At 73.5% G+C, this 24,985-nt stretch carries 18 protein-coding genes; 14 read left to right on the top strand and 4 right to left on the bottom strand.

Annotation, left to right across the window (positions count from 1 at the left end; all coding sequences use genetic code 11):
- Positions 1-90: 90 nt before the first annotated feature.
- On the bottom strand, positions 91-765 hold the full coding sequence (locus Saso_RS16725) for an SGNH/GDSL hydrolase family protein (protein ID WP_189921103.1): 675 nt from the start codon (positions 763-765) through the stop codon (positions 91-93).
- Positions 766-864: 99 nt separating this feature from the next.
- Between Saso_RS16725 and Saso_RS16720 the strand changes: the two genes are divergently transcribed.
- Both Saso_RS16720 and Saso_RS16715 read left to right on the top strand, forming a co-directional pair.
- Positions 865-1,881: a TolB-like translocation protein gene (locus Saso_RS16720; protein WP_189921101.1), complete on the top strand. Its 1,017-nt coding sequence runs from the start codon at positions 865-867 to the stop codon at positions 1,879-1,881.
- Between the two features lie 133 nt (positions 1,882-2,014).
- Entirely contained in the window at positions 2,015-3,577 is a 1,563-nt protein-coding gene (locus Saso_RS16715; protein WP_189921099.1) for a cellulase family glycosylhydrolase, read from the top strand.
- A gap of 155 nt (positions 3,578-3,732) precedes the next feature.
- Here Saso_RS16715 and serC read toward each other — a convergent pair whose 3' ends face one another.
- Complete coding sequence (gene serC / locus Saso_RS16710; RefSeq protein ID WP_189921097.1) at positions 3,733-4,851, bottom strand: phosphoserine transaminase; 1,119 nt, start codon at positions 4,849-4,851, stop codon at positions 3,733-3,735.
- Positions 4,852-5,051: 200 nt separating this feature from the next.
- Here serC and Saso_RS16705 point away from each other — a divergent pair, with 200 nt between their 5' ends.
- The 11 genes from Saso_RS16705 (at position 5,052) to Saso_RS16655 (ending at position 21,307) form a co-directional block, all read left to right on the top strand.
- Positions 5,052-8,087 (top strand): FAD-binding and (Fe-S)-binding domain-containing protein, encoded by a 3,036-nt coding sequence (locus Saso_RS16705; protein WP_229901221.1) that lies wholly within the window; start codon positions 5,052-5,054, stop codon positions 8,085-8,087.
- A gap of 152 nt (positions 8,088-8,239) precedes the next feature.
- Positions 8,240-9,367: a lipid II:glycine glycyltransferase FemX gene (locus Saso_RS16700; RefSeq protein ID WP_189921095.1), complete on the top strand. Its 1,128-nt coding sequence runs from the start codon at positions 8,240-8,242 to the stop codon at positions 9,365-9,367.
- A 213-nt stretch (positions 9,368-9,580) separates the two neighbouring features.
- Positions 9,581-10,531, top strand: a complete 951-nt coding sequence (locus Saso_RS16695) for an EamA family transporter (protein WP_189921093.1) — start codon at positions 9,581-9,583, stop codon at positions 10,529-10,531.
- Between the two features lie 622 nt (positions 10,532-11,153).
- Positions 11,154-11,948 (top strand): TIGR03084 family metal-binding protein, encoded by a 795-nt coding sequence (locus tag Saso_RS16690; protein ID WP_189921092.1) that lies wholly within the window; start codon positions 11,154-11,156, stop codon positions 11,946-11,948.
- Positions 11,945-13,633 (top strand): acyclic terpene utilization AtuA family protein, encoded by a 1,689-nt coding sequence (locus Saso_RS16685; RefSeq protein WP_189921090.1) that lies wholly within the window; start codon positions 11,945-11,947, stop codon positions 13,631-13,633. Before Saso_RS16690 ends, Saso_RS16685 begins: the two co-directional genes overlap by 4 nt.
- Positions 13,630-15,228 carry an acyl-CoA carboxylase subunit beta gene (locus Saso_RS16680; protein WP_189921088.1) on the top strand — a complete coding sequence of 533 codons (1,599 nt, stop codon included), beginning with the start codon at positions 13,630-13,632 and terminating at the stop codon, positions 15,226-15,228. The genes Saso_RS16685 and Saso_RS16680 overlap by 4 nt, the downstream gene beginning before the upstream one ends.
- Positions 15,229-15,233: 5 nt before the next feature.
- Entirely contained in the window at positions 15,234-17,096 is a 1,863-nt protein-coding gene (locus Saso_RS16675; RefSeq protein ID WP_189921087.1) for an acetyl/propionyl/methylcrotonyl-CoA carboxylase subunit alpha, read from the top strand.
- A gap of 58 nt (positions 17,097-17,154) precedes the next feature.
- Entirely contained in the window at positions 17,155-18,288 is a 1,134-nt protein-coding gene (locus Saso_RS16670) for an acyl-CoA dehydrogenase family protein (protein ID WP_189921085.1), read from the top strand.
- Positions 18,289-18,360: 72 nt separating this feature from the next.
- Positions 18,361-19,929 (top strand): 4-coumarate--CoA ligase family protein, encoded by a 1,569-nt coding sequence (locus tag Saso_RS16665; protein WP_189921083.1) that lies wholly within the window; start codon positions 18,361-18,363, stop codon positions 19,927-19,929.
- Positions 19,926-20,672, top strand: coding sequence for an enoyl-CoA hydratase family protein (locus Saso_RS16660; protein ID WP_189921081.1), 747 nt, complete (start codon positions 19,926-19,928; stop codon positions 20,670-20,672). The genes Saso_RS16665 and Saso_RS16660 overlap by 4 nt, the downstream gene beginning before the upstream one ends.
- Positions 20,660-21,307, top strand: a complete 648-nt coding sequence (locus tag Saso_RS16655) for a TetR/AcrR family transcriptional regulator (RefSeq protein ID WP_189921079.1) — start codon at positions 20,660-20,662, stop codon at positions 21,305-21,307. Before Saso_RS16660 ends, Saso_RS16655 begins: the two co-directional genes overlap by 13 nt.
- Before the next feature lie 19 nt (positions 21,308-21,326).
- Here Saso_RS16655 and pdxH read toward each other — a convergent pair whose 3' ends face one another.
- A complete protein-coding gene (pdxH, locus tag Saso_RS16650) occupies positions 21,327-22,007 on the bottom strand; it encodes a pyridoxamine 5'-phosphate oxidase (RefSeq protein WP_189921077.1) in 681 nt (226 codons plus the stop codon).
- A 354-nt stretch (positions 22,008-22,361) separates the two neighbouring features.
- Between pdxH and Saso_RS16645 the strand changes: the two genes are divergently transcribed.
- Entirely contained in the window at positions 22,362-23,462 is a 1,101-nt protein-coding gene (locus tag Saso_RS16645; protein ID WP_189921075.1) for a citrate synthase 2, read from the top strand.
- Between the two features lie 37 nt (positions 23,463-23,499).
- Here the strand turns inward: Saso_RS16645 and Saso_RS16640 are convergent, their stop codons facing one another.
- The gene (locus Saso_RS16640) at positions 23,500-24,516 is read right to left on the bottom strand and encodes an isopenicillin N synthase family dioxygenase (protein ID WP_189921073.1); all 1,017 of its coding nucleotides are present in this window, start codon (positions 24,514-24,516) and stop codon (positions 23,500-23,502) included.
- Positions 24,517-24,985 lie beyond the last annotated feature (469 nt).

Raw genomic sequence — 24,985 nt, 5'->3', positions numbered from 1 at the left:
GTCGAGTGCCGCCGCGCGGTACAAGGATACGCACGGTGACGGGGTCGCGGCGCGGAGCGCATATGCCGGAGGGCGAGGGGGGCCGTCCCCTCAGGGTGTGTACTCCCCGCCCAGTTCCCATCCCTGGTACATCGCCTCCGCGAAGGCCGACGCCAGCTGGTGCTCGCCGTTGGCGTTCGGGTGGGTGCCGTCGTAGGTGTCGGTGTCGATGTCCCAGGTCGGCGGTACGGAGGCCAGGAGGATCGGCGAGGCCGGTTCGTCCAGGTCGGCGGCGGTCTTGGCCAGCAGTTCGTTGAAGCGGGCGACCTGGGCGGCGAAGGGCGGGTCGTTCGCCGCGCGCACGTTGTGGATGACCGGCAGCCACACCATGGCGATCCGGGGGTTCGCCGCGCGGGCGCCGGCGACGAAGGCGCGGGCGTTCTGCGCCGTCTGCTCGGCGTTCGTGTAGAAGCCCAGGTCGATCAGGCCGAGCGAGACCAGCAGGACGTCCGCCCGCGTCGTGCGGACCGCCTCGCCGATCAGCGGGGCCATGTGCAGCCAGCCCTCGCCCCAGCCGGCCAGATGGCCGCGGGGGAAGTCGGGGTCGGCGTAGGCGTACGACGCGGGGCTGTCCGCCGCCTTGTCGTAGAGCGTCTCGCGCGGGCCGACCAGCGTGAACGGGCCGCCGTACGTGCTGCACAGGTGGCGCCACATGCGGTGGCGCCAGGTGTGGTCGCCCGTGCTGCCGATCGTCATCGAGTCGCCTACGGGCATGAACCTGAGCATCCGCTCATGATGGGGGATCGGGAATGGATCACCGCCCCCGGGGGCGTGTGAGACCGGCCACGAATCCGAACGGGCGGGCGGGATGGCAGGCTTGTGGGCATGCGCCGATCTTTCGCCGTCCGGGCCGGAGCCCTGTTCACCACGGCCCTCCTCACGGGAGCCCTCACCGCGCTCGCGGCGTCCGCCGCCCCCGCAGCCCGGGCGGCCGACGGCGGCAAGGGCTTCACCATCGAGGATCCGCGCATCACCGAGTCCAGCGGTCTCGCCGCCTCGCGGCAGCACCCGGGCGTCTACTGGACGCACAACGACAGCGACGACGGCCCCTACCTCTACGCCGTCGACAGCGCGACCGGCAAGACCGTCGCCCGGATCACCCTGGCCGGCGTCGGCACGCCCCGCGACGTCGAGGCCGTCTCCATCGGCCCGGGCAACGAGATCTGGGTCGGCGACATCGGCGACAACCTCGGCGGCACCTGGAAGTACGTGTGGATCTACCGGCTGCCGGAGCCGGCCGAGCTCGTCGACCAGACCGTCAAGGCCACGCAGTACGTCGTGAAGTACTCCGACGGCGCCCGTGACGCCGAGTCGCTCCTCGTGCATCCCAGGACCGGGCGGGTCTACATCATCGACAAGAAGGAGGACGGCGGACACCTGTACGAAGGGCCGGCCGACCTCTCCGCCTCCGGGGCGAACATCTTCAAGCCGGTCGCACCCGTCGACCTATGGGCCACCGACGCGGCCTTCTCGCCGGACGGCACGCAGCTGGCCGTGCGCGGCTACTTCGGCGGTATCTCATACGCCTGGAACGGCGGGAAGATCAAGCGGGAGGGGCGGCTCGACGTGCCGCTGCAACGGCAGGGCGAGTCCGTCACCTACTCCGCCGACGGCACCAAGCTGATGTACGGCAGTGAGGGCGCCGGGAGTGCCGTGGTGGCCGAGGACGCCCCCGGCGGGTCCGGCTCCGGGTCCAAGTCCCCGTCCGGCGGCGGCGGTTCGAGCGCCTCGGAGAAGGGCGGCGGGTCCTCGGACACCGGTGGTGTCACGGCCGGCGCCCTGGCCGTCGTCGCGGTCTGCGCGGTCCTCCTCGGTTTCCGCCGGTTCAGGCGCCGCGGCTGAGCGCCTTCGCGCGGTGAGCCGCTGCCGTATGCCTTGACGTGGTCATGGTGAGTCAGTTACCTGGGTGGAGCGCGGTGTATGGGAGCGCTCCCATGTGTTTCGGGCCCCGCGCCGCCCGAGAGGAGGCAACGAGATGTTCCGCAGCTTGCGAAGAGTGCTGTGCGGTGTCGCCGCCGCGCTGCTGATCCCGCTGGGAGCCGTGGCACAGACGGCCCACGCGGATCCGGCCGGTGCGGCGCGCGGGGCGGGGACGGCCCCCGCGGTCACCGCCGCGGCCGAGGCGGGGGCCGGGTACTGGCACACCAGCGGCCGGCAGATCCTGGACGCGGCGGGACAGCCCGTCCGGGTCGCCGGGATCAACTGGTTCGGCTTCGAGACCGCCAACTACGTCGTGCACGGCCTCTGGTCCCGTGACTACAAGAGCATGATCGACCAGATGAAGTCGCTGGGCTACAACACGATCCGCATCCCGTACAGCGACGACATCTTCAAGAGCGGGACCGTCCCCAACAGCATCGACTTCAGCAGCGGCAAGAACGCCGACCTCCAGGGACTGAACTCCCTCCAGATCCTGGACCGGATCGTCGCGTACGCCGGCCAGGACGGTCTGAAGGTCATCCTCGACCGGCACCGGCCCGACTCGGGCGGACAGTCGGCGCTCTGGTACACGGCGGCGGTCCCCGAGTCGACCTGGATCACCAACCTGAAGGCCATGGCCACCCGTTACAAGGGCCAGGACGCGGTCGTCGGCATCGACCTGCACAACGAGCCCCACGATCCCGCCTGCTGGGGCTGCGGGGACACCGCCACCGACTGGCGGCTGGCCGCGCAGCGGGCCGGCAACGCGGTGCTGTCCGTCAACCCCGACCTCCTGATCTTCGTCGAGGGCGTGCAGTCCTTCAACGGCGTCTCCGGATGGTGGGGCGGCAACCTGATGGGCGTCGGCCAGTACCCGGTGCAGCTGAGCGTGGCGAACCGGGTCGTGTACTCGGCCCACGACTACGCCACCAGCGTCGCCCAGCAGAGCTGGTTCAGCGATCCGGCCTTCCCGGCGAACATGCCGGGGATCTGGGACAAGTACTGGGGCTACATCTTCAAGCAGAACATCGCGCCCGTGTGGGTGGGCGAGTTCGGCACCACGCTCCAGTCGACCGTGGACCAGAAGTGGCTTGCGGCGCTGGTGAGTTACCTCCGGCCGACGTCGACGTACGGCGCCGACTCGTTCCACTGGACCTTCTGGTCGTGGAACCCCAACTCCGGTGACACCGGCGGCATCCTGAAGGACGACTGGCAGACCGTCGACACCGTCAAGGACGGGTACCTGGCGAGCGTCAAGGCCCCCGGTTTCCCGGGGGGAACAGGCGGCGGTGGCGGGGGCGGCGGTGGCGGCGGTACGGCCGCCTGCACCGCCGTGTACAGCGTCAGCAGCGACTGGGGCGGCGGCTTCAACGCCGAGGTCAAGGTCACCAACACCGGCGGCACGGCGATCGGTTCCTGGAAGGTGACCTGGACCTGGAGCGGCGCGCAGCGGATCAGCAGCATGTGGAACGCCTCGTACACCCAGAGCGGGGCCACCGTGACCGCGGTGAACGCCTCGCACAACGGGACGGTCCCGGCGGGCGGTTCGGCGAGCTTCGGCTTCGGGGGGACGCCCGGCGGCGGCTCCGTGCCGAGCGTGAGCTGCACGGCGGCGTGACACCCGGGGCGGCCTGAGCACGGTCCGCGCGGCGGTGCGAGGGACGGCGTCCGGCGGTGCGAGGGACGGCGTCCGGCCGTACGGGGAAGGGCGCCCGGTGGGTACCGGGCGCCCTTCCTCCGCGTACCGTCGTCGTCCCCGCGGCGGGGGAGCAGCTACAGCTTGTCGATCACGTAGTCGATGCTCTTCGTGAGCGCCTCGACGTCGGCCGGGTCGACCGCCGGGAACATCGCGACGCGCAGCTGGTTGCGGCCGAGCTTGCGGTAGGGCTCGGTGTCGACGATGCCGTTGGCGCGCAGCACCTTGGCGATCGCGGCGGCGTCGATCTCGTCCGCGAAGTCGATCGTGCCGATGACCTGCGAGCGCTTGGCCGGGTCGGTGACGAACGGGGTGGCGTGCTTCGACTCCTCCGCCCAGCCGTAGAGGCGGCTCGACGAGTCCTTGGTGCGGGCCGTGGACCACGCGAGACCGCCCTGGCCGTTGATCCACTCCAGCTGCTGGTTCAGCAGGAAGAGGGTGGTCAGGGCCGGGGTGTTGTACGTCTGGTTCTTGCGGGAGTTGTCGATCGCCGTCGGCAGGCTGAAGAACTCCGGGATGTGGCGTCCGGACGCGTGGATCCGCTCGGCGCGCTCGATCGCGGCCGGGGAGAACACGCCGATCCACAGTCCGCCGTCGGAGGCGAAGGACTTCTGCGGGGCGAAGTAGTAGACGTCCGTCTGGGCGATGTCGACCGGGAGGCCGCCCGCGCCGGAGGTGGCGTCCACCAGGACGAGGGACCCCTCGTCGGCGCCCTGGACCCGCGCGATCGGGGCGGCGACACCGGTGGAGGTCTCGTTGTGCGTGAAGGCGTACACGTCGGCGCCCGCCTCGGCGGACGGCTCCGGGTGCGTGCCGGGGTCGGAGGAGATCACGGTGGGCTCGGCCAGCCAGGGGGCGAGCTTGGCCGCCTTGGCGAACTTGGAGCTGAACTCACCGAACGTGAGGTGCTGCGACCTGTTCTCGATCAGGCCGTGGGTCGCGATGTCCCAGAACGCGGTGGAGCCGCCGTTGCCGAGGACGACCTCGTAGCCGTCGGGAAGCCCGAACAGCTCGGCGATGCCCTCGCGCACCTGGCCGACCAGGTTCTTGACCGGGGCCTGACGGTGGGAGGTGCCGAGGAGGGACGTGCCGGTGGCGGCCAGGGCGTCCAGCGCCTCCACCCGCACCTTGGAGGGGCCCGCGCCGAATCGACCGTCGGCGGGCTTGATGTCAGCAGGAATCTGGATCTCAGCCACGAAGGCGAGGTTAGCCGCTGGGGAAACCCGGGTGAAACGTGGTCCGTCGGGTGAGACGGCGTTTCGGGCCCGCGTTGCGCCGGGCGGACCCCGGCCCGCGCCCTGCTCGGAGGACCGGTTCCGGACGGCCCGCGCGCGATCCGGCCGCGCTCGAGGCCTCGGCCGCGCGGACCCGCCCGCCGGGCTGATTTGCTGGACGCATGCCGGATCTCGAAGGTGAGCTGCGCAGGGCGGTCCGCGGTGACGTCGGCTTCGACGTCACCTCCCGGGCCCTGGTGACCATGGACGCGTCCAACTACCGGCGGGTCCCGCTCGGGGTCGTCGCGCCCCGGGACGCCGAGGACGTCGCCGCGGTGCTGGAGGTGTGCCGGGCGCGCGGGGTGCCGGTCGTCGCGCGCGGCGGGGGCACGTCGATCGCGGGGCAGGCCACCGGCACCGGGGTGGTGCTGGACTTCACCCGCCACATGAACCGGCTGGTCGCCTTGGACCCGGGGTCGCGGACCGCCGTCGTACAGCCCGGTCTCGTCCTCGACCGGCTCCAGGAGGCCGCCGCCCCGCACGGGCTGCGCTTCGGCCCCGACCCCTCCACCCACAGCCGCTGCACGCTCGGCGGGATGATCGGCAACAACTCGTGCGGCTCCCACTCGGTGGCGTGGGGGACCACGGCGGACAGCGTGCGCGAGCTGGAGGTCGTCACGGCGCGCGGCCGGGCGCTGCGGCTCGGACGGGGCTGGGCGGGCGCGCCGGACGGGCTGCGCGCACTGGTGGACGGGGAGCTCGCCCGGCTGCGGACCGGTTTCCCCGACCTGCCCCGCCGGATCTCGGGGTACGCGCTGGACGCGCTGCTGCCCGAGAACGGGGCCGACGTCGCGCGGTCCTTCTGCGGCAGCGAGGGCACCCTCGGGGTGCTCACGGAGGCCGTCGTCGGGCTCGTCGAGGCTCCACGCGCGCGTGCGCTCGCGGTGCTCGGCTACGCCGACGAGGGCGCGGCCGCCGAGGCCGCGCCCGGACTGCTGCCGTACGGGCCGCTGACGGTGGAGGGGATGGCTGCCGACCTGGTGCCGTCGGGCGCGGTGGCCGGGCTGCCGCGCGGCAGCGCCTGGCTGTTCGTGGAGACGGGCGGCGACTCGCCGGCCGAGGCACACGCGCGTGCGGAGACGATCGTGCGCGCGGCGGACGTCGTGGACGCGTGGATCGTGCGGGACCCGGCCGGGCAGCGGGCGCTGTGGCGCATCCGTGAGGACGCCAGCGGTACGGCGACCCGCACGCCGGACAACAAGGAGGCCTGGCCCGGCTGGGAGGACTGCGCGGTGCCGCCGGCCCGGCTCGGCGCGTACCTGCGGGACTTCCGCGGGCTGCTCGCCGAGCACGGGCTGCGCGGGACGCCGTACGGGCACTTCGGGGACGGCTGCATCCATGTGCGCATCGACTTCGACCTGCTGACGGCGGCGGGGGTCGCCCGCTTCCGCCGGTTCTCCGGCGAGCTGGCCGAGCTGGTCGTGGCCCACGGCGGCTCCCTCTCCGGCGAGCACGGTGACGGACAGGCCCGGGCCGAGCTGCTGCCGGTGATGTACGGGCGGGAGATCGTCGCGCTGTTCGAGCGGGCCAAGGCGGTCTGGGACCCGGACGACCTCCTGAACCCGGGGATGCTGGTGCGGCCCGCGCCCCTCGACGGCAACCTGCGCTTCGCCGTGCTCCCGCGCGAGCCGGTCGACGTGGCCTTCGGCTACCCCTCCGACGGCGGTGACTTCTCCGCGGCGGTGCGACGGTGCGTGGGCGTCGCGAAGTGCCGTACGGCGCCCGTCCCCGGGGCACCGGCGGGGCCGGGGGTGATGTGCCCGTCGTTCCGCGTCACGGGCCGGGAGGAGCACTCCACGCGCGGGCGTGCCCGCCTCCTGCACGAGATGCTGGCCGGTGAGCTGGTGACCGACGGCTGGCGCTCCCCGCAGGTGCGGGACGCGCTGGACCTGTGCCTGTCGTGCAAGGGCTGCCGTTCCGACTGCCCGGTGGACGTCGACATGGCCACCTACAAGGCGGAGTTCCTGCACCACCACTACGCGGGGCGCCGTCGCCCGGCCGCGCACTACAGCATGGGCCGGCTGCCGGTGTGGCTGCGCTGGGCGAGCCGGCTGCGGGCGGCGGCCCTGATCGGCGTGCTGGCCTCGGCCGGCCCGTCGGCGCGTCTGCTCAAGCGGCTGGGCGGCATCGCGGCGGAGCGGGACATCCCGCGGCCGGCGCGGCGCACGTTCAGCCGTTGGTGGCGCGGCAGGGGGGCCTCCCAGGGAGCGGCCGCCCGTTCCGGGCCGGCCGGTGACCTGGTGGTGCTGTGGCCCGACACGTTCACCGAGCACTTCTCGCCGTCCGTGGGCCGGGCCGCCGTGCGGGTCCTGGAGGCGGCCGGGCTGCGGGTGGCGCTGCCGCCGACCCTGAGGATGCGGGGACGGCCGGTGGGCGACGGCCGGTCGAGGAGCGCCGCCGCGCTGCTGACCGCCCGCCGGGGCCGGGTCTGCTGCGGGCTGACGTACGTCTCCACCGGCCAGCTCGACCACGCGCGCGTGGTGCTGCGCCGCACGCTCGACCTGATGGAACCGGTACTGGAGACGGCCGCGCCGGTCGTCGTCCTGGAGCCGAGCTGCGCGGCCGCCCTGCGCACCGACCTGCCCGAGCTGCTGCACGACGACCCGCGCGCGGCGCGCCTCGCCGCCCGCGTCCTCACCTTCGCGGAGGCCCTGGAGCAACACGCGCCGGACTGGTCCCCGCCCCGCCTCGACCGTCCCGCGGTCGGCCAGACCCACTGCCACCAGCACGCGGTCCTCGGCGACGGAGCCGAGCGGCGGCTGCGCGAGGCAGCGGGCCTCACCGGCGAGCTGAGCGGGGGGTGCTGCGGACTCGCGGGCAACTTCGGCTTCGAGAAGGGGCACTTCGAGGTGTCGCGGGCCTGCGCGCACGAACAGCTCCTGCCGGCCGTGCGGGACGCCCCCGCGGACGCCGTGGTCCTGGCGGACGGCTTCTCCTGCCGGACCCAGCTGGAGCAACTGGCGGGGACCGGCGCAAGGCACCTGGCGGAGGTCCTGGCGGAAGCACTGGCAGAGGGACCGGCGGGCGATCCGGCGGAGGGGTCGGCGGGTGGTTCGGCGGGTGGTCCGGCGGCCGGGCCCCCGGAGAGGCCACGGGAGGGGAGACGGGAAGGGGTAACGGGAGGGGGAGGCGAAGGCGAAGGGGGCGGAGAACGGTAGGCAGCCGGTCGATCGGGCGTGCTGGTGGCGGGCATGCGGGTGGTGGGCGTGGCTGATCACCGGATCGCGGTGGTCGGCCTCCTACGCTGGCCGCGGCGGTCGTCGGCGATCCGGACGGGCGGCCGGACCGGTCTCTCGAAGGAGCCCCGCGCATGAGCCTGCGTGTCCAGTCCCTCACCCGTGACGAGCACCTGGCGTTCGTCACGGCCCGCTCCTCCGCCAGCCATATGCAGGTCCCGTCCTGGGGCGACGTGAAGCCGGACTGGCGGGCGGAGAGCCTGGGCTGGTTCGACGACCGCACGGGCGCGCTCGTGGGCGCGGGGCTGGTGCTGCTGCGGCCGCTGCCGAAGCTGAGGAAGTACCTGGCGTACCTGCCCGAGGGGCCGCTGATCGACTGGTACGCGCCGGACCTGGCCGATCGCTGGCTGGCGCCGATGCTCGCCGCGCTGAAGGCACGGGGGGCGTTCTCGGTGAAGATGGGCCCGCCCGTCGCCGTACGGCGGTGGAGTGCCGACGCCGTCAAGGCGGCCGTCGCCGACCCGGACGCCCACCGGCTGCGGGACACCGAGCCGACCTCGTACGAGCCGCGCGCCTTCGAGGTCGCCGACCGGCTGCGCCTGGCCGGCTGGCGGCGGACCGAGGCGGGCGGAGCGGACGGCTTCGCCGCCGGCCAGCCCCGCTACGTCTTCCAGGTCCCGTTCGCCGGACGCACGCTGGAGGAGATCCACGCCGGCCTCAACCAGCAGTGGCGGCGCAACATCAGGAAGGCGGAGCAGGCGGGCGTCAAGGTGGTCCTCGGCGGTGCGGAGGACCTGCCGGCGTTCCACGCGCTGTACACCGAGACCGCCGAGCGCGACCGCTTCGTCCCGCGTCCGCTCTCCTACTTCCGGCGTATGTGGAGCGCGCTGAACGCCGAACACCCCGACCGGATGCGGCTCTACCTCGCCCACCACGACGGCGAGGTGCTCGCCGCGGCCACCATGCTGAGCGTCGGCGAGCACGTCTGGTACTCCTACGGGGCCTCCACCGGCCGCAGGCGCGAGGTCCGGGCGAGCAACGCCGTGCAGTGGCGCATGATGACCGACGCCCACGAACGGGGTGCCGCCGTCTACGACCTGCGGGGGATCACCGACACGCTGGACGAGTCCGACCAGCTGCTGGGTCTGCTCCGCTTCAAGGTGGGCACGGGCGGGCAGGCCGTCGAGTATCTGGGCGAGTGGGACTTCCCGCTCAACAAGCTGCTGCACAGGGCCCTGGCCCTCTACATGGCGCACAGATAGCCGCCGGTGCCGACTCCGGTACGCGTACGGAGTCGCCCCCGAGGTCCCGGGGTTCGGGGCGGCGCCGGGCATCCGGCGCCGGGCATCCCGCATCCGACGTCTCACAGCCCGAGACAGCGGCATAACAGGTTCACACACCTGACGAAGTCCATTACCCTGGACTGGACAGTGCAGCGTGATGTACACCTCCCGCGTCGAGCCCCAGGACCGCCCGTGACTGCCCCCGACACCACCACCCCGTCCCAGCTCGCCCCCGGCACCGCCCCCGCCGAGGCCCCCGGCCGGCTGGGCGCCCTCGGACCGGTGGGGCTCGTGTTCGCCGGAGGGATCTCGGTGCAGTTCGGCGGCGCGCTGGCCGTGACCCTGATGCCACGGGCGGGCGCGCTGGGTGTGGTGGCGCTGCGGCTGCTGGTCGCCGCGGTCGTCCTGCTGGTGTTCTGCCGACCGCGGGTGCGCGGGCACTCCCGTACGGACTGGGGGACGGTCGTCGTCTTCGGCGTCACGCTGGCCGCGATGAACGGCCTGTTCTACCAGGCGCTGGACCGCATCCCGCTGGGTGCGGCGGTGACGCTGGAGGTCCTCGGCCCCCTCACGCTGTCGGTCGTCGTCTCGCGCCGCGCGCTGAACCTGGTCTGGGCGGGGCTGGCCCTCGTGGGCGTCTTCCTGCTCGGCGGGGGCGGCTCCGGCGGCGGTGGATTCGGCGCCGACCTCGACCTGGCGGGCGTCGCGTTCGCGCTGGGTGCGGGGGTGATGTGGGCGGCGTACATCGTCTTCAGCGCCCGCACCGGCCGGCGCTTCCCGAAGGCGGACGGTCTGGCGCTGGCGATGGCGGTGGGCGCGCTGCTCTTCCTGCCCCTGGGGATCGTCGAGTCGGGCACGAAGCTGATCGATCCGGTGACGCTGGGTCTGGGCGCGGCGGTGGCGATGCTCTCCTCGGTCCTGCCCTACACGCTCGAACTCCTCGCCCTGCGCCGCATGCCCGCCTCCACCTTCGCGGTGCTGATGAGCCTGGAGCCGGCCATCGCCGCCACGGCGGGCTTCTTCATCCTCGACCAGGCCCTGAGCGCGACGCAGGCGGCCGCGATCGCCCTGGTCGTCGCGGCGAGCATGGGCGCGGTCCGCACCCAGGTGGGCCGCACGAAAAGGGCCGTCCCGGAGGTCTGACCCCTCGGTCCTTCGGCCCCGCCGGGTCGCCGAACCGGCTCCTCCCGGCCGGACGCGGGCCCGCCCCGGCCATCGCCGCGCACTCCCGACCCCCACGGCCACCCGTCCCACCCCCGGGCCGGGCCACCGGCCCCCACTCTCCGGCTGACCGGCCCACCACCCGGCTGCCTGGCCGCCGCCTCGCGGTCGACGGCTCCGGCCTGTCGCTTTCCCGGCCGCCGCCTTCCGGGCGGCGGCCTTTCCGCAGTCCGCCTGCGGGGCCGCTGCCCGTCCGCCGCTCACCTGCCGTGCTGCTGCTCAGCCGTTGCGCGCCGCCGCATGGTGGCCGACGGTCTCCGCCGCTCGCCGTCGCGCCTGGTCCGACCGTCCCGCGGCACCTGCCGCGGCCCGGCCGCTCGGCGCCCCGCTTCTCCGCCCGCCGCCCTGCGGCACCCTCCCGGACCGGCCGTTCGGCTCGCGTCAACTGCCCGGCGCCCTGCGCTACCCGCCAGGACCGGCCGTCCGGCGTCCTCCCCGCCGCCTCGCGGCACCCGCCGCACCCCGCCGCGGCCCCCGCCCGGATTCCCGGGAATTCATGCAAGCATGCTTGATTGTTTCTTGGGGCGCTGCCATGCTCCACCCCATGGCCGACCCGACCCCCGTGCTCGACGACCTCCGTGCCGAGAGCGATGAACTCGACCTGTTGGTAGCGCAGTTGAGTCCTGAGCGGTGGGCGCTCGTGACGCCCGCGCCCGGCTGGACCGTCGCCCATCAGATCGCGCACCTGGCATGGACCGACCACTCCTCCGTGCTGGCCGTGACCGACCAGGACGCGTTCGCCCGTGAGGTCGAGAAGGCGCTCGCCGCGCCCGGCGACTTCGTGGACGAGGGTGCGGAGCTCGGGGCGCGGAAGCCCCCCGAGCGGTTGCTCGCGGATTGGCGGGCCGGCCGCGAGGCCCTCTCGGACGCCCTGCGCAAGGCGCCCGCCGGGGCCCGTTTCCCCTGGTACGGGCCGCCCATGTCGGCGGCCTCGATGGCCACCGCCCGGCTGATGGAGACCTGGGCCCACGGCCGGGACGTGGCGGACGCGCTCGGCGAGGCGCCCGCCCCGACCGACCGGCTCCGGCACATCGTCCGGCTGGGCGTGCGCACCCGGGACTTCGCCTTCGGGGTGCACGGACTGCCCGCGCCGTGGGAGGAGTTCCGGGTGGAACTCGACGCCCCGTCCGGCGCGCTGTGGACCTACGGTCCCGAGGACGCCGCGGACCGCGTCACCGGCCCCGCCCTCGACTTCTGTCTCCTGGTCACCCAGCGGGCGAACCGGGCCGACCTCGCCCTGCGCGCCGAGGGCCCGGGCGCCGACCGCTGGCTGGACATCGCCCAGGCCTTCGCCGGCCCGCCGGGCAGCGGCCGTCCGCCGAAGGGAGCCGCCCGGTGACCGTCCTGCGGGTGGGCAACGCCTCCGGGTTCTACGGCGACCGCTTCGACGCCCTGCGCGAGATGCTCACCGGCGGCGAACTCGACGTCCTCACCGGGGACTACCTCGCCGAGCTGACCATGCTGATCCTCGGCCGCGACCGGCTGAAGGACCCCGCCGCCGGGTACGCCCGTACCTTCCTGCGGCAGTTGGAGGAGTGCCTCGGCCTCGCCCACGACCGCGGCGTGCGCATCGTCACCAACGCCGGCGGTCTCAACCCCGCCGGACTCGCCGCCGCCGTGAGGGACATGGCGGACCGGCTCGGCATCCCGGTGCGGGTCGCGCACGTCGAGGGCGACGACCTCGGCGCCGCCCACCCCGACAGCCTCACCGCGCACGCCTACCTCGGCGGCTTCGGCATCGCCGCGTGTCTGCGCGAGGGCGCCGACATCGTCGTCACCGGACGGGTCACCGACGCGGCGCTGGTCACCGGTCCCGCCGCCGCCCACTTCGGCTGGGGGCCCACGCAGTACGACCGGCTCGCGGGCGCCGTCGTCGCGGGACACGTCCTGGAGTGCGGCACCCAGGCCACCGGCGGCAACTACGCCTTCTTCACCGAGGGCGGCCACGACCTGCGGCACCCCGGCTTCCCGCTCGCCGAGATCCACGAGGACGGCAGCTGCGTGATCACCAAGCACCCCGGCACCGGCGGCTTCGTCGACGTCGGCACGGTGACCGCCCAGCTGCTGTACGAGACGGCGGGCGCCCGGTACGCGGGACCCGACGTGACGGCCCGCCTGGACACCGTGACGCTCACCCAGGACGGCTCCGACCGGGTACGGATCCACGGCGTGCGCGGGGAGGCCCCGCCGCCCACCCTCAAGGTCGGCCGCACCCGCCTCGGCGGCTTCCGCAACGAGGTCGTCTTCGTCCTCACCGGCCTCGACATCGAGGCCAAGGCGGCGCTCGTGAAGAACCAGATGGCGCAGACGTTCGCCAAGTCCTCCCCACGGGAGGTCCGTTGGGAGCTGGTGCGCACCGACCGCGCCGACGCCGACACCGAGGAGACGGCGAGCGCCCTGCTCCGGCTCGTCGTGCGCGACCCCCGTCAGGACGCCGTGGGGCGCTCGTTCAGCGGGGCCGCGATCGAGCTGGCGCTGGCCGGCTACCCCGGCTTCCACGTGCTCGCGCCGCCCGGGAAGGGCTCCCCGTACGGGGTGTTCGAGGCCGCGTACGTGCCGCAGGAGGACGTCGAGCACGTCGCCGTCCTCGACGACGGCCGTCGGCTGCCCGTCGCCGCGCCGCGGGCGGCCGACACCCGCGTGCCCGCGGCGGTCGCGGAACCGGACCTGCCGGAGCCGCCGCCCCCGGGCCCCGTCCGGCGCGCGCCCCTCGGGCTCGTCGCCGGCGCGCGCAGCGGCGACAAGGGCGGCGACGCCAACGTGGGCGTGTGGGCCAGGACCGACGAGGCCTGGCGCTGGCTCGCGCACGAGCTGACGGCCGACCGGTTCCGGCAGCTCGTCCCGGAGAGCCGCGAGCTGACCGTCACCCGGCACCTGCTGCCCCGGCTGCGCGCCCTGAACTTCGTCGTCGAGGGCATCCTCGGTGACGGCGTCGCCGCCCAGCACCGCTTCGACCCGCAGGCCAAGGCGCTCGGCGAGTGGCTGCGGTCCCGACACCTGGACATCCCGGAGGCCCTCCTGTGACGGTGCTCATGTCCGCCCTGGACACCCACGGCCCCGACTACCGCGCGCACCGCGAGGCCATGCTCGCCAAGCTCGCCGATCTCGGGACCGAGCACGCCAAGGCGCTCGCCGGGGGAGGGGAGAAGTACGTCGCCCGGCACCGCGCGCGCGGCAAGCTCCTCGCCCGTGAGCGCATCGAGCTGCTGCTCGACCCCGACACGCCGTTCCTGGAGCTGTCGCCGCTGGCCGCCTGGGGAAGCGACTACACCGTGGGCGCCTCCCTCGTCACCGGCATCGGGGTCGTCGAGGGCGTGGAGTGCCTGATCACCGCCAACGACCCGACCGTGCGCGGCGGCGCCAGCAACCCCTGGTCGCTGAAGAAGGCCCTGCGCGCCAACGACATCGCCCTGGCCAACCGGCTGCCCTGCATCAGCCTGGTGGAGTCGGGGGGCGCCGACCTGCCCTCGCAGAAGGAGATCTTCATCCCGGGCGGGGCCGTCTTCCGCGACCTGACCCGGCTCTCCGCCGCCGGGATCCCGACCGTCGCCGTCGTCTTCGGCAACTCGACGGCCGGCGGCGCGTACGTCCCCGGCATGTCCGACCACGTGATCATGGTCAAGGAGCGGGCGAAGGTGTTCCTCGGCGGGCCGCCGCTGGTGAAGATGGCCACCGGCGAGGAGAGCGACGACGAGTCGCTGGGCGGCGCGGAGATGCACGCACGCGTGTCGGGCCTCGCCGACCACTTCGCCGTCGACGAGCGGGACGCGCTGCGCCAGGCACGCCGCGTGGTGGCCCGCCTCAACCACCGCAAGGCGTACCCGGATCCGGGCCCGGCCGTCCCTCCCGAGTACGACGAGGACGAGCTCCTGGGCATCGTCCCCGGGGACCTGCGCACCCCCTTCGACCCGCGCGAGGTGATCGCCCGGCTCGTCGACGCCTCCGACTTCGACGAGTTCAAGCCCCTCTACGGGACGAGCCTCGTCACCGGGTGGGCGACCCTGCACGGCTACCCGGTCGGGATCCTGGCCAACGCCCAGGGCGTGCTGTTCAGCGCGGAGTCCCAGAAGGCCGCCCAGTTCATCCAGCTCGCCAACCAGCGCGACATCCCGCTGCTCTTCCTGCACAACACCACCGGCTACATGGTCGGCAAGGAGTACGAGCAGGGCGGCATCATCAAGCACGGCGCGATGATGATCAACGCGGTCTCCAACTCGAGGGTGCCGCACCTGTCCGTCCTCATGGGCGCCTCGTACGGCGCCGGCCACTACGGCATGTGCGGACGCGCCTACGACCCCCGCTTCCTCTTCGCCTGGCCGAGCGCCAAGTCGGCCGTGATGGGCCCGCAGCAGCTCGCCGGGGTCCTGTCCATCGTCGCCCGGCAGTCGGCGACCGCGAAGGGGCAGCCCTACGACGACGACGCGGACGCGGCCCTGCGCGCCATGGTGGAGCAGCAGATCGAGTCCGAGTCGCTGCCCGTGTTCCTGTCCGGGCGGTTGTACGACGACGGTGTCATCGACCCGCGCGACACCCGCACCGTTCTCGGCCTGTGCCTGTCGGCCGTCCACACCGCGCCCTACCAGGGAGCGCGGGGCGGTTTCGGCGTCTTCCGGATGTGAGGCTCATGATTACCAGCGTTCTGGTGGCCAACCGCGGCGAGATCGCCTGCCGCGTCTTCCGCACCTGCGGCGAGGCGGGCATCCGCACCGTCGCCGTCCATTCGGACGCCGACGCCGACGCCCTGCACGCGCGCGTGGCCGACACGGCCGTCCGGCTGCCGGGCAGCGCGCCCGCGGACACCTACCTGCGCGCCGACCTCGTGGTGAAGGCGGCCGTCAGCGCCGGCGCGGACGCCGTGCACCCCGGCTACGGGTTCCTCTCCGAGAACGCCGACTTCGCGCGCGCCGTCCTGGACGCGGGTCTCGTCTGGATCGGGCCGCCGCCCGGGGCGATCGAGGCGATGGCGTCCAAGACACGCGCCAAACGGCTCATGGGACTCGCTCCGCTGCCCCCGCAGGAGGTGCGGGAGTCCGACCTGCCGGTGCTGGTCAAGGCGGCGGCGGGCGGCGGCGGACGCGGGATGCGGGTCGTGCGCCGCCTGGCGGACCTGGCCGCCGCCCTGGAGGGCGCCCGGGCCGAGGCCGCCAGTGCGTTCGGCGACGGCGAGGTGTTCGTCGAGCCGTACGTCGAGAACGGCCGCCACGTCGAGGTGCAGATCCTCGCCGACACCCACGGCACGGTGTGGGCGCTCGGCACCCGCGACTGCTCCCTCCAGCGGCGGCACCAGAAGGTCGTCGAGGAGGCGCCCGCCCCCGGCCTGGCGCCGGAACTCGACGCCGAACTGCGCGAACTCGCCGTCCGCGCCGCCCGGGCCGTCGACTACGTCGGCGCGGGCACCGTCGAGTTCCTGGTCGCCGGCGGACGCGCCCACTTCCTGGAGATGAACACCCGCCTCCAGGTCGAGCACCCTGTCACCGAGGCCGTCTTCGGCCTGGACCTGGTCGCCGAGCAGATCCGGATCGCCGAGGGCGCCGCCCTGGACCCCGAGCCCCCACGCGCGCGTGGCCATGCCGTCGAGGCCCGCCTGTACGCCGAGGACCCGGCGGACGACTGGACCCCGCAGACCGGCGTCCTGCACCGGCTGGCCGTCCCGGCGGGCGTCCGGCTGGACACCGGCTTCGGCGACGGCGACCCGATCGGCGTCCACTACGACCCCATGCTCGCCAAGGTCGTCGCCCACGCGCCCACGCGCGCGGAGGCGATCCGCCGGCTGGCGGGGGCACTGGAGCGGGCCACGATCCACGGCCCCACCACCAACCGCGACCTCCTCGTCCGTTCCCTGCGCCACGAGGAGTTCACCTCGGCGCGCATGGACACCGGCTTCTACGACCGCCACCTCGCCACGCTGACCGAACCGGCCCACGACCCGTACGCCCCGCTGGCGGCGGCCCTCGCCGAGGCGTCCGGCCCCGCCCGCTCCCGCTTCGGCGGCTGGCGCAACCTGCCCTCGCAGCCGCAGGTCAGGCGTTACGCGCTGGGCGGCGAGGAACACGAGGTGCACTACCACCACACGCGCACCGGCCTGAGCGCGCAAGGCGTCCAGGTGGTGCACGCCGGCCCGGACCTGGTCGTCCTGGAGATCGACGGCGTCCGGCGGCGCTTCGAGGTCGCCCGGCACGGCGACCGCGTCCACGTCGACGGCGCCGCCCTCACCGCGCTGCCGCGCTTCCCCGCCCCGCAGGTCCGGCACGCCCCCGGCTCCCTGCTCGCCCCGATGCCCGGCACGGTCGTCAAGCTCGCGGACGGACTGATCACCGGATCGGGTGTCCGGGCCGGTGAACCGCTGCTGTGGCTCGAAGCGATGAAGATGCAACACGTCATTTCCGCCCCGGTGGACGGCACGGTGACCGCCCTGCCGGTGACGACGGGCCAACAGGTGCAGGTCGGCACCCTGTTGGCGGTGGTGCAGGAGAGCCAGGAGCCGTAGGACAGGACACCCCCTGGAACAGGCCGTCACGACGAATCCCGCAGACGAAGGAGCCACATTGAGCACGCTGATCGAATCCGACGAGCACAAGGCGCTCCGCGCGGCGGTGTCCTCCTTCGCCAGGAGCCACGCCGACGAGGACAGCGGCCTGTGGCAGAAGGCCGCCAAGCTCGGCTACATCGGTGTCAACCTGCCGGAGGAGTACGGCGGTGGAGGCGGCGGCATCACCGAACTCTCCCTGGTGCTGGAGGAGCTCGGTGCCTCCGGGGCCCCGCTGCTGATGATGATCGTCTCCCCGGCGATCTGCGGCACGGTGATCGCCCGCTTCGGCACCGAGGCACAGAAGCGGGAGTGGCTGCCCGCCCTGGCCGACGGATCCCGCCTCATGGCGTTCGGCATCACCGAACCCGACGCGGGTTCCAACAGCCACCGCATCACCACCACCGCGCGCCGCGACCCCGCGAGCGGCGACTGGCTGCTGACCGGCCGCAAGGTGTTCGTCTCCGGCGTGGACATCGCCGACGCCACCCTGATCGTGGGCCGCACCGAGGACGCCCGCACCGGCAGCCTCAAGCCCTGTCTGTTCATCGTCCCGCGCGACGCGCCCGGCTTCACCCGCCGCGCCATCGACATGGAACTGAGCAGTGCGGAGAAGCAGTTCGAACTCGTCCTGGACGAGGTGCGGCTCCCGGCGCAGGCCCTCGTCGGCGACGAGGACGCGGGTCTGCTCCAGCTCTTCGCCGGCCTCAACCCCGAACGCATCATGACGGCCGCCTTCGCGATCGGCATGGGCCGCCACGCGCTCTCCCGCGCGATCGAGTACGCGCGCGAACGCACCGTCTGGAAGACCCCGATCGGCGCCCACCAGGCCATCGCGCATCCCCTCGCCCAGGCCCACATCGACCTCGAACTGGCCCGTCTGATGATGCAGAAGGCGGCCCACCTGTACGACGCGGGGGACGACGTCGGCGCGGGCGAGGCCGCCAACATGGCCAAGTACGCGGCGGGGGAGGCCTGTGTGAAGGCGGTCGACCAGTCCGTCCACACCCTCGGAGGCAACGGCCTCACCCGCGAGTTCGGCATCGCCCGGCTGATAACCGCCTCGCGGGTGGCTCGCATCGCCCCGGTGAGCCGGGAGATGATTCTCAACTACGTCTCCCACCAGACCCTGGGCCTGCCCAAGTCGTACTGACGGTCTGACGGTCTGAACGGCCCGAAGCGCCTCAACCGGCACACCGTCGTGCCCGGCGCGCGAGGAGGAACCATGTTCCGCAGCGAGTTCGCAGACGTCCCGCCCCTCGACCTCCCCATCCACGACGCCGTGCTGGGCCGGGCCGCCGAGTTCGGCGAGCTGCCGGCGCTCGTCGACGGCACGGACGGCACCACCCTCACCTACGACCAGGTGGACCGGTTCCACCGGCGGGTCGCCGCGGCGCTCGCCGAGGCCGGGGTCCGCAAGGGGGACGTGCTGGCCCTGCACAGCCCCAACACCGTCGCCTTCCCGCTCGCCTTCTACGCGGCCACCCGCGCGGGGGCCACGGTCACCACGGTGCACCCGCTCGCCACCGCCGAGGAGTTCGCCAAACAGCTCGGCGACTGCGGCGCCCGCTGGATCGTCACCGTCTCCCCGCTGCTCCAGGCGGCCCGCCGGGCGGCCGAGATCGCCGGCGGAGTCGAGGAGATCTTCGTCTGCGACACCGCCGCAGGGCACCGCTCGCTGATCGACATGCTCGCCTCGGCGGCCCCCGAGCCGCAGGTGCCCATCGACCCGGTGCAGGACGTGGCGGCCCTGCCCTACTCCTCCGGCACCACCGGTGTCCCCAAGGGCGTGATGCTGACCCACCGGCAGATCGCCACCAACCTCGTCCAGCTCAGGTCGGCGATGTCCGCGGGCCCCGGCGAACGCATCCTCGCCGTGCTGCCCTTCTTCCACATCTACGGCCTGACCGCCTTGATGAACGCGCCCCTGCGCCAGGGCGCCACCGTCGTGGTGCTGCCCCGCTTCGACCTGGAGACGTTCCTCGCGGCGATCCAGGAGCACCGCATCACCGGCCTGTACGTGGCGCCACCGATCGTCCTCGCGCTGGCCAAGCATCCGGCGGTCGCCCGGTACGACCTGTCGTCCCTGCGGTACGTCGTCAGCGCGGCCGCGCCGCTGGACGCCGACCTGGCCGCGGCCTGCGCCGAGCGCCTGGACCTGCCGCCGGTCGGCCAGGCCTACGGTATGACGGAACTGTCGCCGGGCACGCACATCGTGCCCCTCGACGCCATGCGCGACGCCCCCGCGGGCACCGTCGGCAAGCTCGTCGCGGGCACGCAGATGCGGATCGTCTCCCTCGACGACCCGGGCAAGGACCTCGGGGTCGACGAGACGGGCGAGATCCTCATCCGGGGGCCCCAGGTCATGAAGGGCTACCTGGGCCGCCCCGACGCCACCGCCGACATGATCGACCCCGACGGCTGGCTGCACACGGGCGACGTCGGGCGGGTCGACGCGGACGGCTGGCTGTTCGTCGTCGACCGGGTCAAGGAACTGATCAAGTACAAGGGCTTCCAGGTGGCCCCCGCCGAACTGGAGGCGCTGCTGCTCACCCACCCCGGCATAGCGGACGCGGCCGTCATCGGCGTCTACAACGACGAGGGCAACGAGGTGCCGCACGCGTACGTGGTCCGCCAGCCCACGGCGCCCGGCCTCTCCGAGGGAGAGATCGCGATGTACGTCGCCGAGCGGGTCGCCCCCTACAAGCGCGTGCGTCACGTCACGTTCATCGACGCCGTACCGCGCGCCGCCTCCGGCAAGATCCTGCGTCGCCAACTGAGGGAGCGCGCGTGACGACCCCCCTGATCGGAAGAGCCCGGGACCGGGGCGTCGAGACCCTGAGCCTCGACTCGCCCGCCAACCGCAACGCCCTCTCGCACGCCCTCGTGAGGGACCTGACCGAGGCGCTCGCCCAGTGCGGGAAGGACGACGACGTGCGGGCCGTCGTCCTCACCCACAGCGGCAACACCTTCAGCGCGGGCGCCGACCTGAAGGACCCGCCGCCGCCCGAGGCGGTGCCGGCGCTGCTCCGGCGGATCCTCGAGCTGCGCAAGCCCGTGGTGGCCCGGGTCACCGGACACGTGCGGGCGGGCGGCCTCGGCCTGCTCGGCGCCTGCGACATCGCGTTCGCCTCCGGCACCGCGACCTTCGCGTTCACGGAGGTGCGCATCGGGGTCGCGCCCGCCGTGATCTCGCTTCCGCTGCTGCCCCGCGTCGCACCGCGCGCCCTGTCCCGCTACTGCCTCACCGGCGAGACGTTCGGCGCGGCCGAGGCGGCCCGGATCGGCCTCGTCACCCACTGCGCCGGCGACACCGACCCGGACGAGGCCCTCGCCCCCGTCCTCGACGGACTGCGGCGGGCCGCCCCCGGGGCCCTGGCGAGGACCAAGGAGCTGCTCACGGCTAAGGTGCTGGAGGCCTTCGTCGAGGACGCGGGCGAGATGACCAGGCTCTCGGCCTCGTTGTTCGCCGGCCCCGAAGCCCGCGAGGGGATGACGGCCTTCCTCGAACGACGGGATCCTCCATGGGTGGTGTGACCACGGACGACCGCGCCTGCAAGGACCGCGGGCCGGGTGACCGTGTGCCGAAGCAGGACCGCAGCCGGGCCACCCGGCAGCGGCTGCTGGCCGCCGCCGTGGCCTGCCTCGCCGAACGCGGCTGGGCGGGCTCCACGGTGTCCGTCGTCGCCGAGCGCGCGGGCGTCTCCCGGGGCGCCGCCCAGCACCACTTCCCCACCCGCGAGGACCTGTTCACCGCGGCCGTCGAATATGTCGCCGAGGAGCGCTCGGACGCCCTGCGCGCGCTGTTCCCGCAGGGTGCGCAGGGCGACCGGCGTGCCGTCGTCACCGCCCTCGTGGGTCTCTACACCGGCCCCCTGTTCCGGGCCGCCCTGCACCTGTGGGTGGCCGCCTCGAACGAGGAGCAGCTGCGCCCCCGCGTGACGGAGCTGGAGGCGCGCGTGGGCCGGGAGAGCCACCGCATAGCGGTCGAGCTGCTGGGCGCCGACGAGTCCGCGCCCGGGGTCCGCGAGACGGTCCAGGGGCTGCTGGACATGGCCCGCGGTCTCGGGCTCGCCAACCTCCTCACCGACGACGCGGGGCGCCGCGAGCGCGTGGTGGCCCAGTGGGCGGGACTGCTGGACGAGACGCTCGGGCGACCCGCGGCCGACTGACCCCGCACCCGACGGCCGGTCAGGGGCTGAGGCGCTCGACCCGCCAGCTGCCGTCCGGCTCGGCCACGTAGCACAGCCGGTCGTGCAGCCGGTTCAGACGGCCCTGCCAGAACTCCACCGACCGCGGAGCCACCCTGAAGCCGCCCCAGTGCGGCGGCACCGGCACCTGCTCGCCCTCCGGGTAGCGGGCCGCCAGTTCGGCGTAGGTGGTGTCGAGCCCGGCCCGTGAGGTGATCACCGAGGACTGGGCGCTGGCCCAGGCGCCCAGCTGGGAGCCGTGCGGCCGGGTCCGGAAGTACGCGGCGGTCTCGTCGCGCCCGGTGCGCCGCGCGACGCCCCGCACGATGACCTGCCGGGCCATCGGATGCCAGGGGAAGAGCAGCGAGACGTGCGGGTTCTCGGCGAGGTCGCGGGCCTTGCGGGAGTCGTAGTTGGTGTAGAAGACGAAGCCCTGGGCGTCGAAGTGCTTCAGCAGCACCGTGCGCGAGCCGGGCCGGCCCTCGGCGTCCGCCGTGGAGACGACCATGGCGTTCGGCTCGAAGAGATGGGCCTCGACGGCGGCGTCCTTGAACCAGCGCGCGAACTGCTCCACGGGTGTCGCGGCCAGCTCGGTCTCGGAGAGCCCCTCGGCCCGGTACTGCTTGCGCATGGCCGCGGGATCGGGGGCGGGGCCGGGAGAGACGGCGTCTTCGTCGGGCATGTGGTCATCTTGCCGTATGGCCCCGCACCGAAGACCGACCCCACGAAGGTGGCACTCAGTGCCGCAACTACTCCCCAAAGGTGGCACTCGGGGATATGGTGCAGATGCACCCGCCGTCGCCGCCCCGTCCCGGCGAGGTGCCGGTCAGGTTGGGTGACCGACGGCCGCACGGGGCATCACCGGGGTGACCGCCCCGGACCGCGAGTCCCCGCACACACGTGCACCGGACCGCGGATCCGCCGGCGCCATCCGCCGCCCACCCGCGCCCGACCGGGCCCGTCTTCCGGCCCTCGCCGGATCCACCGTCCGCCCCCGCCGACACTTCCCGTCGCACACATCCCGAGGAGCCGCCTGATGTCCGACTTCGTACCCGGACTCGAAGGAGTCGTCGCGTTCGAGACGGAGATCGCCGAACCCGACAAGGAGGGCGGCGCCCTGCGGTACCGGGGCGTCGACATCGAGGACCTCGTCGGTCACGTCTCCTTCGGCAACGTCTGGGGCCTCCTCGTCGACGGCGCCTTCAACCCCGGCCTGCCGCCCGCCGAACCGTTCCCGATCCCCGTCCACTCCGGCGACATCCGCGTCGACGTGCAGTCCGCGCTCGCCATGCTCGCCCCCGTCTGGGGCCTCAAGCCGCTCCTGGACATCGACGCCGAGCAGGCCCGCGCGGACCTGGCCCGGGCCGCCGTCATGGCCCTGTCCTACGTCGCCCAGTCGGCGCGCGGGCAAGGGCGCCCGATGGTGCCGCAGCGGGAGATCGACAAGGCCGGGTCCGTCGTCGAACGGTTCATGATCCGCTGGCGCGGCGAGCCCGACCCCAAGCACGTGGCCGCGGTCGACGCCTACTGGACGTCGGCGGCCGAGCACGGCATGAACGCCTCCACGTTCACGGCCCGGGTCATCGCCTCGACGGGCGCCGACGTCGCCGCCGCCCTGTCCGGCGCCGTGGGAGCCATGTCGGGTCCGCTGCACGGCGGCGCGCCCTCCCGCGTCCTCGGCATGATCGAGGAGATCGAGCGGACGGGGGACGCGGACGCCTACGTCAGGCAGGCCCTCGACAAGGGCGAGCGGCTCATGGGCTTCGGCCACCGCGTGTACCGCGCCGAGGACCCACGCGCGCGCGTGCTGCGCCGTACGGCCCGCGAGCTGGGCGCGCCGCGGTTCGAGATCGCCGAGGCGCTGGAGAAGGCGGCCCTGGCGGAACTCCACGCCCGCCGCCCGGACCGGGTCCTGGCGACGAACGTCGAGTTCTGGGCGGCGATCATCCTGGACTTCGCCGAGGTGCCGGCCCACATGTTCACCTCGATGTTCACCTGCGCCCGGACGGCGGGCTGGTCGGCGCACATCCTGGAGCAGAAGCGCACCGGCCGCCTGGTCCGCCCCTCGGCCCGCTACATCGGGCCGGGCTCGCGCAACCCGCGGGAGATCGAGGGCTACGAGGACATCGCCGACTGAGCGCGGGCCGGCCGGGCGGGCCGGCCGGGCGTCCGTGTCACGCGGGGCTGAGCAGCTCCGCGTGATGCCGTTCGGCCACGAGCGGGTGCGCCCGCAGCTTGCCCTTGAGCTCGTTGAAGCCGTACTCGGCGAACAGCGGGTTGGCGGGGTCGTCGGTCACCCCGGGCGCCGCCGAGGCGTGCGTGAAGGGCAGCGGCTCGACCCGGGCGTCGAGGCGGGGGTTGTAGAAGAACGGCACGGAGAACCGTTCCACGGCGTCGGCCGGCGACACGACCCGGTGGTTGGTGGCCAGGAGGTAGCCGTCGGTCGCCACCTCCAGCAGTTCGCCCAGGTTGACGACGAAGGCGCCGGGCAGCGGCGGCACGTCATGGAACAGACCGTCCGCGCGCTGTACCTGGAGGCCGCCGACCTGGTCCTGGAGCAGCAGGGTCAGGAAGCCGTAGTCCTTGTGCGCGCCGACCCCCTGCCCTGCGCCGTCGCCCGCGCTGCCGGGGTAGCGCACGAGCTTGAGGTGCGGGTGCGCCCGCTCCCCGAAGGCGTGGTCGTAGAAGTCGACGGGTGCCCCGATCGAGGCGAGCAGCTCGTGCAGCAGCTTCTGCGCGACGGCGCTCAGCCGCTCGATCCAGGCGAGCGCGGCGGTCCGCAGCGCGGGCAGTCCGGCGGGCCACTGGTTGGGCCCTTCCAGCCACCAGTAGGCGGGCTCGCCCGGGCCGGGTGTCCGGGCGGGACGCTCGGCGCCTATGTCGAGCTGGTCCCGCCAGTCCTGCCGGCCGCCTGTCCGCTCGTCGCCGGTGCGGGTGTAGCCGCGGAAGTGAGGCGAGTGCACGTTGTCGATCGCGAGCCGCTCGGCCTCCGGCAGGGCGAAGAAGGCCCGCATGGCGGCCAGCAGCTCGCCGGTCTCCCGCTCCGTCACGCCGTGCCCGACGAGCTGGAAGAACCCGACGTCGTGCGCGGCGCTGTGCAGCTGCGCGTGCAGCAGCGCCCGCGCCTGGGGACCGCGGTCGGCGGCGGAGAGATCGATGATCGGCAGTTGCTGGTACGACGGGTTCGTCATGGTACGTCCGCAGGTGTACGGGGGCCCGGCCGCCGCCGGGGATGGGGCGGCGCACGGGTGCCAAGTGGGCGGGAGGAGGTGAGACGCGGGCGGCTGGGAACCGCGGAAGGGGCCGGAAGGCTCAGAAGGAGCGTCGACAGCCCATGCTCGTGACGCGGACGTAGTCCACGTGGCGGCGTCGAACGAGCGAAAGCATGCGCCCAGGGTACTGCCTGGCGACAGATCCGTACGTGGCGCGGGTCACGAACCGCGGATCCTGCGGCGGGAGCCCGCAGACAGCAGGCGACCCGCGAGTCTGGTCCTCGCGTGGGAGGGCCGGCCGGACGTACCGGCGACTCGCGGGTCGGGTGACTGCGTTGAATTGGCCGGTCGCGCGCTGCTCACTCGCGCTGGTCCGGCACCGCACTCAGTGGGCGACGGGCCACTAGCCCGCAGCCACCTCCGACGTCCGGTGTGCATACATGCTTCG

The organism is Streptomyces asoensis, assembly GCF_016860545.1.
Classification (GTDB): domain Bacteria; phylum Actinomycetota; class Actinomycetes; order Streptomycetales; family Streptomycetaceae; genus Streptomyces; species Streptomyces asoensis.
This window is presented reverse-complemented; position numbering and strand designations above follow the sequence as displayed.